Origin of the sequence: Stappia stellulata DSM 5886 (assembly GCF_000423705.1) — a bacterium.
GTDB lineage: Bacteria > Pseudomonadota > Alphaproteobacteria > Rhizobiales > Stappiaceae > Stappia > Stappia stellulata.
Window position 1 is genome coordinate 295,284 of record NZ_AUIM01000004.1, and the last position, 14,579, is coordinate 309,862.

Annotated in this window: 19 protein-coding genes; all 19 read right to left on the reverse strand. The window is 65.1% G+C overall.

The features are described 5' to 3' along the window. Positions 1–122: 122 nt before the first annotated feature. On the reverse strand, positions 123–1,388 hold the full coding sequence (locus G572_RS25290) for a phage head morphogenesis protein (protein ID WP_051241448.1): 1,266 nt from the start codon (positions 1,386–1,388) through the stop codon (positions 123–125). Then, positions 1,378–2,973 carry a phage portal protein family protein gene (locus tag G572_RS0101570; RefSeq protein WP_029056978.1) on the reverse strand — a complete coding sequence of 532 codons (1,596 nt, stop codon included), beginning with the start codon at positions 2,971–2,973 and terminating at the stop codon, positions 1,378–1,380. The genes G572_RS25290 and G572_RS0101570 overlap by 11 nt, the downstream gene beginning before the upstream one ends. Further along, on the reverse strand, positions 2,970–4,673 hold the full coding sequence (locus G572_RS0101575) for a hypothetical protein (protein ID WP_029056979.1): 1,704 nt from the start codon (positions 4,671–4,673) through the stop codon (positions 2,970–2,972). Before G572_RS0101575 ends, G572_RS0101570 begins: the two co-directional genes overlap by 4 nt. Beyond that, positions 4,670–5,251: a DUF3486 family protein gene (locus G572_RS0101580; RefSeq protein WP_037545047.1), complete on the reverse strand. Its 582-nt coding sequence runs from the start codon at positions 5,249–5,251 to the stop codon at positions 4,670–4,672. Before G572_RS0101580 ends, G572_RS0101575 begins: the two co-directional genes overlap by 4 nt. A 2-nt stretch (positions 5,252–5,253) precedes the next feature. Beyond that, positions 5,254–5,550 (reverse strand): VpaChn25_0724 family phage protein, encoded by a 297-nt coding sequence (locus tag G572_RS0101585; RefSeq protein ID WP_029056981.1) that lies wholly within the window; start codon positions 5,548–5,550, stop codon positions 5,254–5,256. Next, positions 5,547–5,885 (reverse strand): DUF2730 family protein, encoded by a 339-nt coding sequence (locus G572_RS0101590; RefSeq protein ID WP_029056982.1) that lies wholly within the window; start codon positions 5,883–5,885, stop codon positions 5,547–5,549. The genes G572_RS0101585 and G572_RS0101590 overlap by 4 nt, the downstream gene beginning before the upstream one ends. 6 nt (positions 5,886–5,891) lie before the next feature. Next, a complete protein-coding gene (locus tag G572_RS0101595; protein ID WP_029056983.1) occupies positions 5,892–6,284 on the reverse strand; it encodes a hypothetical protein in 393 nt (130 codons plus the stop codon). Beyond that, positions 6,281–6,481, reverse strand: a complete 201-nt coding sequence (locus G572_RS0101600) for a hypothetical protein (protein ID WP_029056984.1) — start codon at positions 6,479–6,481, stop codon at positions 6,281–6,283. The genes G572_RS0101595 and G572_RS0101600 overlap by 4 nt, the downstream gene beginning before the upstream one ends. Further along, positions 6,478–7,425, reverse strand: a complete 948-nt coding sequence (locus tag G572_RS0101605; RefSeq protein ID WP_037545049.1) for a glycoside hydrolase family protein — start codon at positions 7,423–7,425, stop codon at positions 6,478–6,480. The genes G572_RS0101600 and G572_RS0101605 overlap by 4 nt, the downstream gene beginning before the upstream one ends. Before the next feature lie 83 nt (positions 7,426–7,508). Then, positions 7,509–7,907, reverse strand: a complete 399-nt coding sequence (locus tag G572_RS0101610) for a hypothetical protein (RefSeq protein ID WP_029056986.1) — start codon at positions 7,905–7,907, stop codon at positions 7,509–7,511. 3 nt (positions 7,908–7,910) lie between these two features. Further along, positions 7,911–8,561, reverse strand: coding sequence for a gp16 family protein (locus tag G572_RS0101615; RefSeq protein WP_029056987.1), 651 nt, complete (start codon positions 8,559–8,561; stop codon positions 7,911–7,913). A 175-nt stretch (positions 8,562–8,736) separates the two neighbouring features. Continuing rightward, a complete protein-coding gene (locus G572_RS0101620) occupies positions 8,737–9,387 on the reverse strand; it encodes a DUF3164 family protein (protein ID WP_029056988.1) in 651 nt (216 codons plus the stop codon). Continuing rightward, positions 9,384–9,836 (reverse strand): hypothetical protein, encoded by a 453-nt coding sequence (locus G572_RS0101625; RefSeq protein WP_029056989.1) that lies wholly within the window; start codon positions 9,834–9,836, stop codon positions 9,384–9,386. Before G572_RS0101625 ends, G572_RS0101620 begins: the two co-directional genes overlap by 4 nt. Continuing rightward, positions 9,833–10,102 (reverse strand): hypothetical protein, encoded by a 270-nt coding sequence (locus tag G572_RS0101630; protein ID WP_029056990.1) that lies wholly within the window; start codon positions 10,100–10,102, stop codon positions 9,833–9,835. The genes G572_RS0101625 and G572_RS0101630 overlap by 4 nt, the downstream gene beginning before the upstream one ends. After that, on the reverse strand, positions 10,089–10,478 hold the full coding sequence (locus G572_RS0101635; protein WP_156884450.1) for a transcriptional regulator: 390 nt from the start codon (positions 10,476–10,478) through the stop codon (positions 10,089–10,091). The genes G572_RS0101630 and G572_RS0101635 overlap by 14 nt, the downstream gene beginning before the upstream one ends. Further along, positions 10,475–11,107: a hypothetical protein gene (locus G572_RS0101640; protein WP_029056992.1), complete on the reverse strand. Its 633-nt coding sequence runs from the start codon at positions 11,105–11,107 to the stop codon at positions 10,475–10,477. The genes G572_RS0101635 and G572_RS0101640 overlap by 4 nt, the downstream gene beginning before the upstream one ends. Next, the gene (locus tag G572_RS0101645) at positions 11,107–11,877 is read right to left on the reverse strand and encodes an AAA family ATPase (protein WP_084649821.1); all 771 of its coding nucleotides are present in this window, start codon (positions 11,875–11,877) and stop codon (positions 11,107–11,109) included. Before G572_RS0101645 ends, G572_RS0101640 begins: the two co-directional genes overlap by 1 nt. Positions 11,878–11,942: 65 nt before the next feature. Then, positions 11,943–14,114 carry a Mu transposase C-terminal domain-containing protein gene (locus G572_RS0101650; protein WP_029056994.1) on the reverse strand — a complete coding sequence of 724 codons (2,172 nt, stop codon included), beginning with the start codon at positions 14,112–14,114 and terminating at the stop codon, positions 11,943–11,945. After that, positions 14,111–14,575 (reverse strand): hypothetical protein, encoded by a 465-nt coding sequence (locus G572_RS0101655; RefSeq protein WP_029056995.1) that lies wholly within the window; start codon positions 14,573–14,575, stop codon positions 14,111–14,113. Before G572_RS0101655 ends, G572_RS0101650 begins: the two co-directional genes overlap by 4 nt. Between the last annotated feature and the right edge of the window lie 4 nt (positions 14,576–14,579).

Here is a 14,579-nt window from a genome sequence, read left to right on the forward strand (position 1 = left end):
GGGTTTTGCAAGTTTTTGTTTTTGCCGGTATCTTCAGTTATGCACACGGGCAAATCAAGCCTCCGGGCGCGCTCGGCCACATGCGTTGGCGAAGGGTTTGCGACCTTCTGCCCGTGTGCCCTTCACTCCAGAGCCGTTCCGGGTTGCTTTTCGAAGTAGCGCGCTTTGCCGCGTGGGCGGAACAGCGTGCGCAAGCGCCAGTGCCCGCCGTGCGGATCCAGCACAATGAACAGACCGGTCGCGGGATCGAAGGCACGCATGGTGCCGGCGAGGTCGCGGCGCAGCCGCGCGCGTTTCAGTATGTCGCCGAAGTCCGGCCAGGCGGAGACATCGACCACCCGCCTGTGATCGGCCGCATGGCCGATGGTCGCCGCGTCGATCATCACAGGCAGATAGTCGTCTCCGAAGCGCCCCGGCGCGATCGCCACCGGAAAGCGGGTCATGGCGAAGCCGTGCTCGCCATTCAGTCGCGCTGCAATGTCGCGGCCCGATAGCCCTTCCGCCTTGAGCGCAGGCACCCGTGCGGCGCGCTTCAGGCCAACTTCGATTGCGTCCTGGACGAAGACCTTGAACGCCGGCGACGCCGTGAAGTCGGCGATCGCCGCACGCCGCGCCGGTGTCGACAGCTCGTCAAGCCGGCCGGACAGCAGCTCGGCGACGTTCTGCCCACGCGTCTTGCCGGGATTGGTGTCCCAGCCCGGATCGATGCCGACCGGGACCTTCACCGTCTGACCTGTGCGCCTGTTGCGCCAGGGCCGCATGACGATCTGAGGCCCGCCGGCTTCCGGGTCGTAGCCGAGACGCTCCGCCTCGCGCCGTGAGATCTGGCGCACGCCGCATTTGCAGCCCCAGCCGTTCGGCGGATAGTGGGTGTCCCAGAACGGATGATCGACAGGCAGGATCACGCCGACCCAGCCGCGGTGTTCGGGCCGGCGGCGTTCGGCGAGCGAGAGCGTATAGACCAGGTACGGCAGGAAGCGCTTGGTGCGCTGGGTCCGCTCCCATTCGCCAGCGGCATGGGCTGTGCGGATGTTCGCCCAATAGATCGTGCGCAGGCGGCGCGGGCTGCCGAGCTGCACGTATTTGGAGACGCCGTCGGCCGGGTCTTTCGCGAAGCGCTTGCCCCACCATCCTTTCGCCTGCAGCGTCGGTGTCAAACGCGCCTTGAAGTCCTCGAAGGGCACGCGGTTGACGATGGCGTCGTCGACGGCCTTGCGCAGATCCTTGAGCACGTCGAAGCCGGCGGACTTGGCGACGGTGAAGGCATAGGCATGTTCGCGCGGGGCGATGTCGCGCCAATCGAAGGTCGGGCGCGATCCTTTCTCCCGGAAATAGCGCGTGACCTCCGGCGAGGCGGTCAGGAACTCGTCGGGCAGATCAGCCGGCATCGCCCAGCCCGCGCGCGATCATTGCGAGATCGACGATCCTGCGCGCCAGCGGTCCGACGTCGAGCGTGCCGGCCAGCCGGTCGAGCCGTGCTTTGAGATCCTCATAGGAGCTGGCTGCGGCGAACTCCGCCTGGAGCTGATCCATGACCGGCGCGAGATCCGCGCCCCATTCGTCGAGCGCGCCCTCCAGGAGTTCGTCGAGCTCGTCCGGCTCTTCGCCCCCGCGAGCGGTCGCATGCACCTCGCCGCAGGACGGGCATGCGCGGGCGGTTGCCGGATCGTCGGCATCCTCGTCTTCCGGTTCGTCCGTTTCCGGCCTGTCTTGACGGTCGGCCTTTGGCTTTGCCGCCGGCGTGAGCACGTCCGCGTCTTCCTCCGGCTCGCTCAGGCCGATCTTCTCCCGAACCTCCGCCATCGAGACCTTGAGCCCGAGCGGCACCAGTTTGGTGAGCGCGTCGGACAGCGTCTTGATGTCCTCGGCTTCGGCCACCGGCAGGTCGACGGTCGGGTAGCGTTCCTGCGGACCGAAGTTGAAGGCGATGAAGGGCTGGATCAGATCGCGGTTGATCGTCGCCGCAAGCTGGCGCGCATCGGCGCGCAGGATGTCGTAGCGGACGTTTTCATGCACCTGCGCCTGGGCAAGCGACGAACCGTCGTCGGTGGTCATCGTCTGACCCAACACGCCCTTGGAAATCTGCGCGTCGAGGTAATCGGCCATCGCGCCGAAGACGGCATTGCCGCTGCCGCCCTTGGCTTCGATGAACTCGATCTCCATGCCGGACGGAATGATCGCGGCGGCATCGGAGGCGAGATCGCGCACGGCACGCAGGAGCACGCGCTTTTCGTCCGGCGTCGCGCCGCGTCCGTATCGGCCGACGCGCAAGGGCATGCCGAAGACTTCCAGGAACGCGGCCCAGTCCTTGAGCGTGTAGGATTTCAGAAGGAAGGCCCAGGCGGACAGACGCGCCAGACCGCCCCGGATCGGCAGGCCGGACTTGAGCTTTGGCACATGGCGGATGAAGGAATAGCGCGACAGGGCGCGCCCCTCGATCGACCCGTCCTCGCGCAGCCGCAATTCGCGACCCGTCTTGCGGTCGAACTGGAAGTGTCGCGGATCGCGCCAGGCATAGCCGCGCGGACGCCACTCTGCCCCATACTCCCACAGGATCTCCACGACGGAAAAGCCCTTGCCGAGCGCGTCGAGCACGTCGATCTGCATTGTCTCGAATTCCGGCGCTTCGACAAGCTCGCGCACCGCGTCGAGGATCTTGTCGTCGGTCGCGCCGCCGTCGGGCGGATTGACCGCCGGCTCGATCGCCAGCACCGCGCGCTTGCGGGTGCCGAGCACCGAGGCGTAGTGGAGATCGCGTTCCTCCATTTCCTCGGCAAGCGCCAGATAGTCGCTAGGCTCCCCTTCGACCGCATCGCGCAGGATGCGGGCAAGCTTGCCCGGTGTCAGGCCGGAGGCAACGGGATCGCTCCAGAGCGCACGCACGCCTGTCAGGGTCGGCGCGGCCTCTTCCTTCAGGAGCGACGTGGAGGAGACGGGCCGCCCCTGCGGATCGACAAGCTGATAGGTGCTCACCACAAGCCTCCTGAGCGTGATGGATTGATCCCGCCAACGCGGGCGAAGTCGTCGTCATCGTCGAGCGGCGGTCCACCGTTGTGGCCGACTTGCTGCCCGAATTGCGCGAGTGGGGAATGCCGCGCGGCCGTGTAGTCGAACTCCGGCAGATCCTGACGGCTTACGTACCAGGCGAGCGCGGAGGCGATCGCGCTGTCGCCGTGGCGCTTCATGCCGTCCGCGCCGTTGACGCTGTGATCGTCGGGAACCTTGATGATGCCGTCGACATACTGCAGCGCCTGGTGATCCCGCAGGATGTCGTCGTCCTTCGGCAGGATCACGGTGCGATCGGAAAACGCCTCGATATAGGCGGGCATCTCGACCTGGTACCAGGCGCGCGACAGGCTGACCTCGACGATCGACGGACCGTATTTCTGGGCGGCAACCTCGGCGATGTAAGCACCGTTGCCGGTGGCATCGAGCGCGCCGCCTGACATGCGCGGCAGGCGATCGACGATATAGAACAGGATGTCGCGCTGCTGGTCGAAGGGCACATTGCGCAGCTCGACGATCAGGCCGGAGCGGCGCACGAGCGCACGGGTGATCGCCATGACGTTGATCACCGTCAGATCGCCCTTGCGCGCGAAGTCCTCGCCGAAGACATGCGGCAACAGCGGGTCGAGCTTTTCCAGATGGGGTTTCAGCTCGCGTTCGCAGAAGTCGCGCGTGTCGGCCTTGCGGATGTGTTCCGGCGCGTTCTTGAAATCGTCGGAACAGGCCCATCGCACGATCGGGATGCCATCCGCCATGCAGGCTTCGATCTGCACGCGGGTCAGTGCCGCGCCCTCCGCCTCGGCGGGAATAGCGTCGAGTTCCTGTCGCATGGCCGCCTGGCGCGCACCATAGGCGCCCCGGATCTTCGCTTCCCACTCGGCTTCGCCCTCGGCTGTCCACTCGATCCCCTTGATCAGGCAGACGCGCTTGTAGAGCCCGTTTGCAACGGCGGTGGCGAAGGGGATGTGATGGACGGAGAACGGGACCTTGCCGGCGCGCGCTTCGCGGATCAGTTCATTAAAGGGGTTCAAGACGCCGTTGTGCGTCGAGATCACGCGGATCTTGCCGCCCCAAATCAGGAGCGCGTTGACCGCATCTAGCACACCGCGCACGTCCTGATGGAACGCCGCTTCGTCGATCACGACAATGCCCTGAAGCCCGCGGATGTTTTCCGGGCGCGACGACAACGCCTCGACGCGGTAGCCACTGGCAAAACGGATGCGAAAGGCGGAGATCATCCGTGTCGAGCCGTCCGCCTTCTGGTCTTCGAACAGGAATTCCTCGATCGCCGCGAGCTCTTCGCCGATCGATTTTGCGAACTTCGCGACATAGCCGATGAACTCGCGGCCCTTGTCCTTGGTGTCGCCGATGTAGAAGACGTTGTCGCCGCCGGCGGACCGCTTCGAGGCGGCGATCAATGTGTCGTCGAGCGCCTCGCCGAAGGTGATGCCGGTGCGGCGGCCCTTTTCGGCGAGCTTCAAATCTGATTTGTCGGCGATCCAGTCGATCTGGTGCTGCATCAGGATGCCGTCCGCGAGCGGATCGAGATCGTCCGGCACCTCGGCACCGCGCGGCAGGTCGCCGGGCAGCTGATCGTCTTCGCGCGCCAGCATCGGCGGACCGGCGAAGAGATCGGGATCGCGCGATTTGCCAGGCTCTTCGCTCATTTGCGAACGCCCAGGAATTCGCGACGGAGTTGTTCAACCGCTTCCGCCGACAAACCGGCTTCCTTGCTCACCGTGTCGACGACTTCCTCGACCTTCTCGGCGAACTCGGCTTCGACCTTCTGGCGACGCGACGTGGACACGGATTGCGCGGCGGCGGCTGCCCGAAGCGCGTTGGCGAGTTCCTGCGCGCCCTTGGTCGACAGGCCGCCGTCGCCGGCCGATTGCAGGATCTCGAAGATCAGCGTCTTGATCGCCTCGGCCGCGATGATCGTGAGATCGTCGGACGCACCGGCGTCGAGCCGGTCGCTCAGTGCGGAGGCAATGTTGCGGGTTTCCTCGATCCGCCGCGCCATGGCGGCAAGCTTCACGCTGTAGCGGTTGAACGACGAGAAGGACGGAACGTCGAAGCCGGCGCCGGTCTCGCCCTGGATGGCGATCAGCTTCTCGCGGAACTCGGTGTAGATCTCGACTTGCGTGCGGTCGCGCGCAGTCAGTTCCTTCGCCGCCCAGGCAACGACGTCCTCGCATTCCTCCGGGAGCCTGTCGATCGCCGACAGCCGGCCGCGCCCCTTGCTCATGATCAATCCACCGGCGAGGGCTTGGCGACGCCTTCCAGATAGGCGCGGCGCTCGACGTGATCGAGGCCGGCACGGCGCAAGCCGGCGACCAGCACGGTTCCGGCTTCCGACAGGCTCACCGCGTCGAGTTCCGCGAGCCGGTGGAGCTGCGTGCGGACGTAGTCGCGGGACTTGCGGTGCCCGAAGGTTTCCAGCACGCGCACGAGCAGCGTTTCGTTGAGGCGGTGATCGGTCTCTTCGGAGAGAGCCCGCAAGATGATCAAACGGCAGTCGCCCGCGATGTGTTCGGAGAAGCTCAACGCTTGCCCTCCTTGTTCAAGAGATAATCGGAGATCCGTTCGGTCACGCGTTGAAGCGCTTTTAAAGTGTCCTCGACACCGCCGAAGCGAACGCTCATTCCCTCGATCTGCTTGTCGAGCTGATGGAGATCGTCGCGGTCGGGAAGCGTGTTGAGCTTGGCTTCGACCCGATCGACCCGCGCTTGCTGTTGCTCGACCTTGGCCTCTAGCGCCGCGATCGCCTGGGTGTTCTTGCGCGACCCGCGTGTAAGCCAGGTGTAGACGACGCCCGCAGAGCTGATGCCAAGGGCAATGACGCTCAGGAACGCATTCAGCTTCGACCAGTCGAACCACATGAGCACCTACCGCAGCGACCGGAGAGCAGCGACGCCGCCGCCGACATAGAACAGCCACTGGATCATCTGCCCGCCCCAGGCTTCCAGAATGGGGACCGTCGCAACGCCCCAGCCGAAGCGGAAGATGCTGTCGAGGATGACGGCCGCCCACCATGCGCCGAGCGGGAGAACGAAGAGACCCGCGAAGCCCCAAAAAGCCGCGTGTTCCAGCTTTGCGGAATTGAACTTCGCGAGTTCCTTAGTCTCGGCAACGGCCGCGCGGATCGTCTCGATCTCGACCTGTGTGCGCAGTTTCTCGCGGCCGGTTTCTTCCGTTTGTCGGCGTTCCAGATAGGACAGCGTGCGCTCGACCAGACCGGAGGACGCGAAGCGCAGGACGACGGAGAGAAGCCAGCTCATGCGTCACCCCCGATCGGCGTCCGCGTGATCCGGCGCAGGAAGATGTTGAGGCCGCCGACGATCAGCATAGCCCACAGCGCGTCGCGCGGCTCCAGGTAGAGGTGCCAGTCGAAGACCTCGAGAAAGCGCAGCACTTCGGCGGCGATCGGCAGAAGCGCGACGAGCGTGTTGACGATCAGCGTGCGGAACCCCCTCATGCCGACGCTCCCCGTTTGACCAGTCCGGACAGGCGGTGGCGGATCTCGTCGCGATAGCGCCAGGCGACAACCGTGCCGCCGAGGACGGCCAACCCGAGCCCGATGCCGGCAACCCACAGCACCCAATCCGGCGCGCCGCTCTGGGCGGCGGCAACACCGGCGCCGGAGACAAGAGCCCCGACACCGGTCGTCGTGCCGGCCTCGCCAGCGGCCGTCGCACGTTCCAGCGCGGCGGCTGTTGCCGGGCCGAGCACGCCATCGGTCTTGAGGTGCGGGTGGTCCTTCTGGAAAGCGAAGACGGCCTTTGTCGTTTTCGGTCCGGCCAATCCGTCGAGCGCGCCGTCGTAGTGGCCAAGTTTGGCAAGAATGCTCTGATAGTGCCGCAGCTCGTCGCTTGCGCTGGACGCGCGCGCCACGTCGGCGCGCGGCGGGACGTTGATCGCCTTGGATGTCGAATAGATCCCGCGCTGGATCAGCAGCGCCTCGGCCTGACGGCGTTTTACCAGGCCAGGCAGACGACGGCCGGCCGCCGTGGTGCCCGTCTTGCGCAGCAGTTCGGCGGCGGTACGGGCATCGCCTTTGGCAAGCGCCTTCGCCCACCGCCATGTGGCCGCGCGCGGACCGAGATTGAAGCAAACGGAGGCCGCGCCGTCGTAGTGGTGCTGACGGGTCGGCTTGATGTGGCGCACGACAGCGGCGCCGTATTCTTCATCGGTGACCTGGGGAAGGATGCGATGACACTCTTCGCGCGTGATCGTGTCGCCGAACTTCAGCGGGCGTCCCCGCGTCTTGATCCAATAGGCTTTGAAGGTTGCCGACCGGTTGGTAAAGCCGGTTCCGATCGTCGGAACCCCAACCGGATCGCGATAGGTACGGCTGACGAACCCTTCATGCGCGACGATCTCGCGCGCCCCCTGCGGGCTCAATTTGGAAATGATCGGCATGTGGATCGCCCCGGCCTCGTTGGATGAGGTCCACGGTGGCGGATCGACCGATGCGAGGTGAGACTGACACTGTCAGCGGCAGGCTAGAAAAGGTCGTCCTGATTGGGGTCCTTGGCGCGAATGCGCGCCCTTGCGCGATAGGCGGTGCGCTCATGGGTTCCCGCCGCTGCCGCAGCTTGCCGCGCCGATGCGCCGTTTTCAAGCGCCTTCACAAGCGTGCGCCGTGCGCTCGCCGTCCGGGCGATCGGGATCAGGAAGCGCCCGCCGGAATTGCGGACGCGGAAGTGCTCGCAGATCTTCTCCGCAGCCGGTAGCCCGACCGTCTGGCAAAGCCAGTGATCCGGGTCCGGTCGGCTCGGGATGTAGACGGTTTGACCGCCGCGCGCCGCCGCCAGTTTCAGGGCCGCATCGAGACCCGCGACCTCGGCAATCTCGGCCAGAAGGTCCGGCAGATAGGCGTGGTCGGAGGCGCTGGACGGCATGGATCATACCTTGCGCAAAGCGGCGCGCAGCTTAGCGCCAAGAACGTTCATCAGATCGATCCAGGCATCCTTGGAGAGGTCCGCATAGGCGATGCCGGGCTGCATCCGCGCCACCCATGCGTCGATCGAGGCGGCGGGCGCGGCATCCAGTCTGACAAGCCGGGTCCACTGCGCCAGCAGGATCTGCATGCGGTGATCGTTCAGAAGCGGAGGGCGAAGCCTGTCCCGGGTGAACAGGCTCGCGTCGCCGCTTTCCCGCCGCATCCAGTCCTTGAGCGCCTCGATCACCTTGCCCGCATCGTCGCCATGGCGAAGGAAGCGGCCATGATCGAGCCCGGTCTGACGTTTGACGAACGCAATCAGCGCCGCATCGGAGGCGTTGTCGACGATCCCGAGGTTCCAGGCCGCGATCCAAAGCGCCTGGAACTTGGCAGCATACGGCCCGGACAAGCGATCGGCACGCGGCCTTGAACCGCCTTTCGAAGACCGTTTGAAGCCCTGTTGTTCGAATGCCAGAACCACCTTGCGCCGCTCGGCTTCGGTGAGATCGGCTGCCGAGCGCTTGCCGGTCTCGCGCGCCAGAAAATCCCGATAGGTCTCGTCGTCGAGGCCGAGCTGCTTCTTCGCGATGTGGATCGTTGCGAGCGTGCTCATGACCATCCCCAGCGATTTGCGAGGAAGTGCGAGGACAGAGCCGCATGCGATTGCTCCGGCCGGCTTCGGGACGGCGAGCGAAGCGTGGGCTTGCGACCAGCGGGCGCGGTGTCGCGCTGTATGGCTTTCGCGAGATCCGCGAAGCTTTGGACAGTGGAGGTGTTGCGGCCGGTCATCACGAGGCCCTCGCAAGATCGATGGTGACGGCCTGCCAGCGGTCGGTAACGCGATCGCGGCGGTAGAAGCGGACGTATTCCTTTGAGCCGGTCACCCGCATGGCGTCCCGGATCGCGCGCATTGCCTCCTGCCAGCGTGGATCCTCGATATCGAGCCGCAACAGCATGAAGATCTCGGCGCGGTTGACCTTGCCTTCCTTGTCGGTGTTGAAGGCGCGCGTGATAACGGCCCGGATCTCGGGCCGGCTGTCGGCCGCCCATTCGTTGAGGCATTCGTCCAGGAGCCGTTTGGCGATCTGGAGTTGCGGGCCGAAGTCGATGAAATCGGAGACCTGCACTTGCACCTTCATCAGCCCGTCGTGGCTTTGATAGGTGCGGTTTCCCTTCGGCCCGCCCTTGGTTACGCCGTACTCCTGGGCGAGCAGCGCGTCGAACTCGCCGAGGTCCGTCATCGTGTGGCCGCGAAACCGAGCGATCTGCGCCGACAGATCGTCGGCGTAGCGCATGATCTTGCGCACCAACTCGTCCTCAAGCTTGTGCGCGGGCTTGACCATTTCGAGCGGCACGAGTGCGCCCTTGGCATCCGCCATATAGCTTTTTCCGCCGACATCGATCGTACCGTCATCGGCTGCGTTGACTGTCTCCGTCATAGGTAGTCTCCATTGCGTTGATCGAGGGCCGAGCGGCCCGGAGCCGGGTCGCCCAAAAGGGTCTGGTTCGGATCGCCGCGTCCCGCAGGGGGATGGAAGACCGGCACTTCGCGGTAGCGGCGGAAGATCGCCTCGCGCGGCGGTTTGGCTGCCGGTTTAGGGGGCGGACTTGACGGCTGGGGCGCCGGCGGTGGCGCGGGCTCCGCCGCAAGTTGCTCTTCAAGGCTCGGCCCGCCGTAGAGCGCTTGCATTTCCTCGCGATAGGCGAGCTCCAGATTGACCGCGTGGACCAGCCGAGCGATTGCCGCGACGAGATCCGCACGCCGGGTCTGGCCGGTCATGAGTTGCGCTGCCACTTCCTTTGCGGCAATCGTTGCCGGCGTGTCCTGCCGTGTGCCATCGAAGACGGCATCGACGATTTCATCGACAAGATCGTGTAGCTCGCTCATGCAACCGACCCTCCATCGCCGGAGGAATGCGGAACCGGACGCGGCACGATCGGCAGTCGAACCACCTTGCCGGTCTGCATGTCCGCCTCGGTGATCCGCGCCGGGCCGGCGACCTGACAGCTTTCCAAACTGTTCGCCCGCTTCAGAAGGTCGAGCAGCGCGCTCTTCGCCAGTTGCGTCTGCATGGCGCTGAGGTGCAGCTCGCCGCGCTCGTCCGTTGCGGCATCGACCATGGCGCGCATGTTCCGGAGTTCATCGCTCAGCATCGACGCCTCCCTTGACACGCGAGTGCGGGCAGCTGGACCGGCAGGCCCGGAACATCCGCACCCGGTGCGCGGACGTCGACGCATAGGGCTTTTTCTGCCAGTCGAGACATTGATTGCGGGACAGGTCGCCAAGCACAGGGCAGTCGACCGAAAGCCCCATCAGCGCACCGCGCACGCGTTCCTCGACCTTCTCAAGGTCGCCGGGATAGCGCGCGTTGATCACCTGACTGACGACCGCGGGCGAGTAGCCGATGCGCTTGCCGGCACCGGAAAGCCCGTCGCGGTCCGCGAGAGATGCGAGTTCGGCAATCCAGTCGGGCGGCGACCCCGCCCAGGCGTTGCCGGCCTTGTCGATCATCGGGATTGTCACGTTCACGGCGACACCTCCTCGGCGACCGGTTCGCCGTGCAGGTTGTTCGTGTTCGGGTCGTAGATCGCGTGTGTCCGGAGGATCTTCGGAGGCTTCGGCCCCGTGTTCATGGAGGGTTTCAGGCGCCACTTGGTCAGATGGCGCGGCCGTCCTGCCTCCAGGCAATGCAGGTAACCGGCTTGGGCGAGGTGTTTGATGTAGCTATGCACCGACACCGTCTTGATCAGGCGGTCGTCTGTCGAGGCGAACGCCGCCAGTTCTTTCGCATTAAACCCGTCGCGCAGAAGGTTGCGCATCGTGTTCCAGAGAAGCTGTTGAACAGACGGCGGAGCCTCCGAGCCGTCCCTGCGCAGGCGCGGCGCCTCGGCTCGACGCTCAACAAGTTGGTAGACCGTGCGCCGGTATCGCGGATCCGTGCCAGCTTGCCCGGCCGCCACAATAACTCCGGCTGCGCGCAGTCTGCGAAGGTAGTCACTCACGGAACTATCGCCGGGGTCGCAACTCGCCTGATCGACGTCGTGTCTCGTGAAGGGCGCGCCGTCGCGGGTGAGCTCGAGAATGACCGACCAGACGTGTTCGTAGCCGCGCAGGACGGGACGGCCCTTGATCGACTTGAGCTTGAGGACCGCCGCCATCAGATCCGCCCTCCGCGCCGCCGGATGGGGGTCTCGCCGGTGAAGATCCGCCCGGTGTAGGAGGTCCGGTCGAGGTCCTTGAGACCGTGGTTGCGGGCGAACTGTCCGATCTCATGCAGGGTGGTCGCGATGCGCCGCGCCTTGCCGGCCGTCTGCTTCCGAATGTCGTCGAGCAGCTCTTCGGCAATGGCCACTTCGGGCACGAGGAAGCCGGCAAGCGTCGTGGCGTCTTCGAGATCGCAGGGCTGCGCCAGCCGGAAATCCAGAACCCGGTTGTGCACCCGCTCGTGGGCTTCGAGCTTCTTCGGCAAGAGTTCCTCGCCGATCAGGACCACGGGCGCTTGCGTCGTTTCGTGGATGTCGCGGACGAACTCGATCATCTTGCCATCGACGAGCTTGTCGGCCTCGTCGATGATCATCGGCCGATTGGGGGCGTCTCCCATGCGGTGGATGATTTCATCCATCATCGCCGCCACCGTGCCGCGCGGACGCGGTTGCCCGAGTTCTTCCAGAAGCGCCTCGCAAAACCGCTTTTGTCGCCAGTAGTGACGAACCTCGATATAGACGGCGCCCGTCTTGTTCATGGCGTATTGCGCCGCGACCGATTTCCCGTAGCCGCTGTCGCCAGAAAAGACGCCGATCCCCGGCAGACCGACGCCGCGATCCTTGAGCGTCTCGATCAACATCATCAGCGTCATGACGTTCTTGAGCGGGGCGATCGAGCCTCGCCTGGGCGCTTCGCTCTTGACCATCGCCAGATTTCCAGTCATCAAAACATCCTCTTTTGACTTTGAAGGGTTCCGGTTCGCCGGGGCTCTTTTTTTGTGGGCGGCGCTCAGCCGCCGAAGTCCTCGCTCATCAACGCGAGCGCACGGTATTCGGGGCCGGCCTGATAGCCGCCGAGCCACATGGCCTCTGTTGTTTCCAGTTCCTCACCGGCCTCCAGGCGCGCTTCCAGATCGAGCGCGCGCTTGAACCGGAGCTGTGGCGTCTCCTGCGACCGGATGGGGGTCACCTTCGCCCGCTCGGGAACCGGCGCCGTAAGTTCGCTCCGCAGTTCGGCCATTGCCTTGGCTTCACGGGTGCTCTTTTGGGGAGCCGCCGGCTCGGCAACGGCATCCAGCGCGTTTCGAATGTCGGCGGTCGTGTGTTCGCTCTCGCGCCTGGGCAGTGACACCACGTTCGGAACGTCGCGCGCAGCAACGTCGAGAACCCGTTCGATCAGCGGGCGACCCTTGGTGATCTCGCGAATGTGCCGCTTCGCTTCACGTGTTGCGGCGTCCAGGGTCTCAGACTGTGCTTCGCGCTTGGCCGCAAGCACCGTCGACGGGTGGATGCCGGCAAGCTCGGGACAGATCGCCTCGTCGATAAAGGTCCCGTCGCCGGCGTCGAAGACAATCACGCGCCCGGCGTCGTTGGGGTCCATGCGAACGAAGACCTGGGTGCCGGGAAGGGCTGCGTTGATCACGTAATGGAAGTGATCGATCCGGATGCCTTGCTTGGTAACCGTCCGCAGACCGTCCTTGCCGGCGACCGGCATGAGCAGGATGTCGAGGGCGCGCGCATCGACCGTGCGGATCTCCGCATCGGAAGCCATCGCGGCTTGAGCCGGCGTCTTGCCCTTGAGGGCTGAGTGCGGGCGGTGATTGTAGCGCGTCTCCGTCCAGGCATCGGCGAAGCGCTGCAATTCCAGTCCGGTCATGGACACGTCGAAGAGATCGGCGGTATCCGCGCCGAGACGGTCGGCGAAGCTCTTGCGGTCCTCTATCGCCTTCCGGTCGGCGACGTTGTGGCCGACAAACCCCGGCAGCAGCGTGGCGCAATCGTGCTGGAAGGTCTTGATGACGCGCTCGACGTGGCCCTTTTGCTGCGGGCTATAGGCGTCGGAAACGTCCATCTCTATATCGAGCGCGGCGAACAGGCGTTTGGTGTCGTTGGCGATAAAGTCCGACCCGTTGTCGGTCTTGATCGTGTCCGGCACACCCCAGGTGAGAATGGCACGGCGCAGCAGCATGGCGACGGCGGAAGCGCGCGGGGTCTTTGATACATAGAAGAGCGTGCGCCGTGTTGCGATATCGATGCAGGCGTAGATCGCATGCCGTCCGTCGGTGCAAAGCGCATCCACCGGTGAGGCGTCGATCTGCCAAAGCGCATTCGGCTCGCGAATGTGCCGCAGCGCGCCGATGCCGGCGGGCGCCATCGTGGAACGGTATTTGTCCGGGTTGGACAGCTTCGTCAGCGCGACTTTTTCGGTCTCTTTAAGCCGCTTCAAAAAGTGCTGGAACGTGCGAACCGGCGGGGTTTCGACGGATGCCATTCGGCCCTGCCGCTCCACCTGCAGCGTCTCGCCGAATTCGTCCCGGCACAGCGTGCGGATATGATCGGCCGAAAGATGCGGTTGATGGGCGACCAGCGCCAGAATGAAGACTCGGACCGCGCCGCCATTTGCCGTGTCGAGAACGCCCTTGCCCTTGCGGGCGGTGGAGCGATCGACTGCCAATGCATCGGCCTTGCCGGCGCGTTTCGCGGAGCGCCACCTTTGCAGGGAGCGCTTGGACAGCTGGGGAACGGTATCCCTGATCCAGTCCTCGACCTCGATCGAGTGGGTGTTGTAGCGATCGGCGAAGATCTGGAGCCGGGACGACAGGCCGAGAGTCAGGCCGGCCGAGAAGCTCTCGAACGCCTTGACGATGGCAAGGCGCGCATCCCGGTTGACGCGTGCGGCCTCGGTGCCGCTGAAGGTCAGCTTCGTATTGCCGTCGGCGTCCCGTGTCACTTCCCGGCGCACGGCGAGCGCGCGCCGCGTGAATTCAAGCTGCGCTTCGGTCGGGAAGAGCCGGAAATGGTACTCGCGGCCTCCGCCGCGCTGGCCTTTCCGGGTACGAGACAAGAATGGGTGTTCGTGCCAGCTCTCGCGCTCGGCTGCGCGAAGAATGCCGCTTTCCGTTTCGGGCAATCCCGGCAGGTCGAGTTCGGCGGCCTCGCGTGCGGTGAACCATTCCTTCATCGCCGCGCCCTCCACTTGGCTTCAAGGGAGGCCTTGCGCGCCGCGACGTCGCGTTCGTGCTCTTCGATTAGGTGCAATTCGATCAGGTCGGCATAGCGCGCATCGACCACGACCAACCCGAAGCGCTCGACGATCGCCCCAAGCAGTCCCTGACAGCCGGTTGCTTCAACCAGGGCAATGAATGCGTCCAACGGAATTCGATGTTCCTCGGATGCTTCGGACGCCCATTTGTCGAGGGTGGTCTCAGAAACCGCCCGCCCGAGTGTCTCGGATATCTGTCGGGCGATCTCCGCACGCGACACACCGCCCTCGCGTGCCTCGCGCAGCCCCCGCGACACCATGCGTGCAATCTGACTGTCGAGCGCACCACGGCTTGACTGTTCCTCGCCGAGCCCGACCGTGACTTGCGGCGGGGTCCAGGAAAACAGATCTTGCGTTTGGGTATCGCGACGGCGGGACATGACG

Bases quoted from the DNA above. Each gene is read 5' to 3' on its own strand.
- G572_RS25290 (WP_051241448.1), bottom strand. From the start codon at position 1,388: ATGCCGGCTGATCTGCCCGACGAGTTCCTGACCGCCTCGCCGGAGGTC.
- G572_RS0101575 (WP_029056979.1), bottom strand. From the start codon at position 4,673: ATGAGCGAAGAGCCTGGCAAATCGCGCGATCCCGATCTCTTCGCCGGT.
- G572_RS0101580 (WP_037545047.1), bottom strand. From the start codon at position 5,251: ATGAGCAAGGGGCGCGGCCGGCTGTCGGCGATCGACAGGCTCCCGGAG.
- G572_RS0101590 (WP_029056982.1), bottom strand. From the start codon at position 5,885: ATGTGGTTCGACTGGTCGAAGCTGAATGCGTTCCTGAGCGTCATTGCC.
- G572_RS0101595 (WP_029056983.1), bottom strand. From the start codon at position 6,284: ATGAGCTGGCTTCTCTCCGTCGTCCTGCGCTTCGCGTCCTCCGGTCTG.
- G572_RS0101600 (WP_029056984.1), bottom strand. From the start codon at position 6,481: ATGAGGGGGTTCCGCACGCTGATCGTCAACACGCTCGTCGCGCTTCTG.
- G572_RS0101605 (WP_037545049.1), bottom strand. From the start codon at position 7,425: ATGCCGATCATTTCCAAATTGAGCCCGCAGGGGGCGCGCGAGATCGTC.
- G572_RS0101610 (WP_029056986.1), bottom strand. From the start codon at position 7,907: ATGCCGTCCAGCGCCTCCGACCACGCCTATCTGCCGGACCTTCTGGCC.
- G572_RS0101615 (WP_029056987.1), bottom strand. From the start codon at position 8,561: ATGAGCACGCTCGCAACGATCCACATCGCGAAGAAGCAGCTCGGCCTC.
- G572_RS0101620 (WP_029056988.1), bottom strand. From the start codon at position 9,387: ATGACGGAGACAGTCAACGCAGCCGATGACGGTACGATCGATGTCGGC.
- G572_RS0101625 (WP_029056989.1), bottom strand. From the start codon at position 9,836: ATGAGCGAGCTACACGATCTTGTCGATGAAATCGTCGATGCCGTCTTC.
- G572_RS0101630 (WP_029056990.1), bottom strand. From the start codon at position 10,102: ATGCTGAGCGATGAACTCCGGAACATGCGCGCCATGGTCGATGCCGCA.
- G572_RS0101640 (WP_029056992.1), bottom strand. From the start codon at position 11,107: ATGGCGGCGGTCCTCAAGCTCAAGTCGATCAAGGGCCGTCCCGTCCTG.
- G572_RS0101645 (WP_084649821.1), bottom strand. From the start codon at position 11,877: ATGACTGGAAATCTGGCGATGGTCAAGAGCGAAGCGCCCAGGCGAGGC.
- G572_RS0101650 (WP_029056994.1), bottom strand. From the start codon at position 14,114: ATGAAGGAATGGTTCACCGCACGCGAGGCCGCCGAACTCGACCTGCCG.
- G572_RS0101655 (WP_029056995.1), bottom strand. From the start codon at position 14,575: ATGTCCCGCCGTCGCGATACCCAAACGCAAGATCTGTTTTCCTGGACC.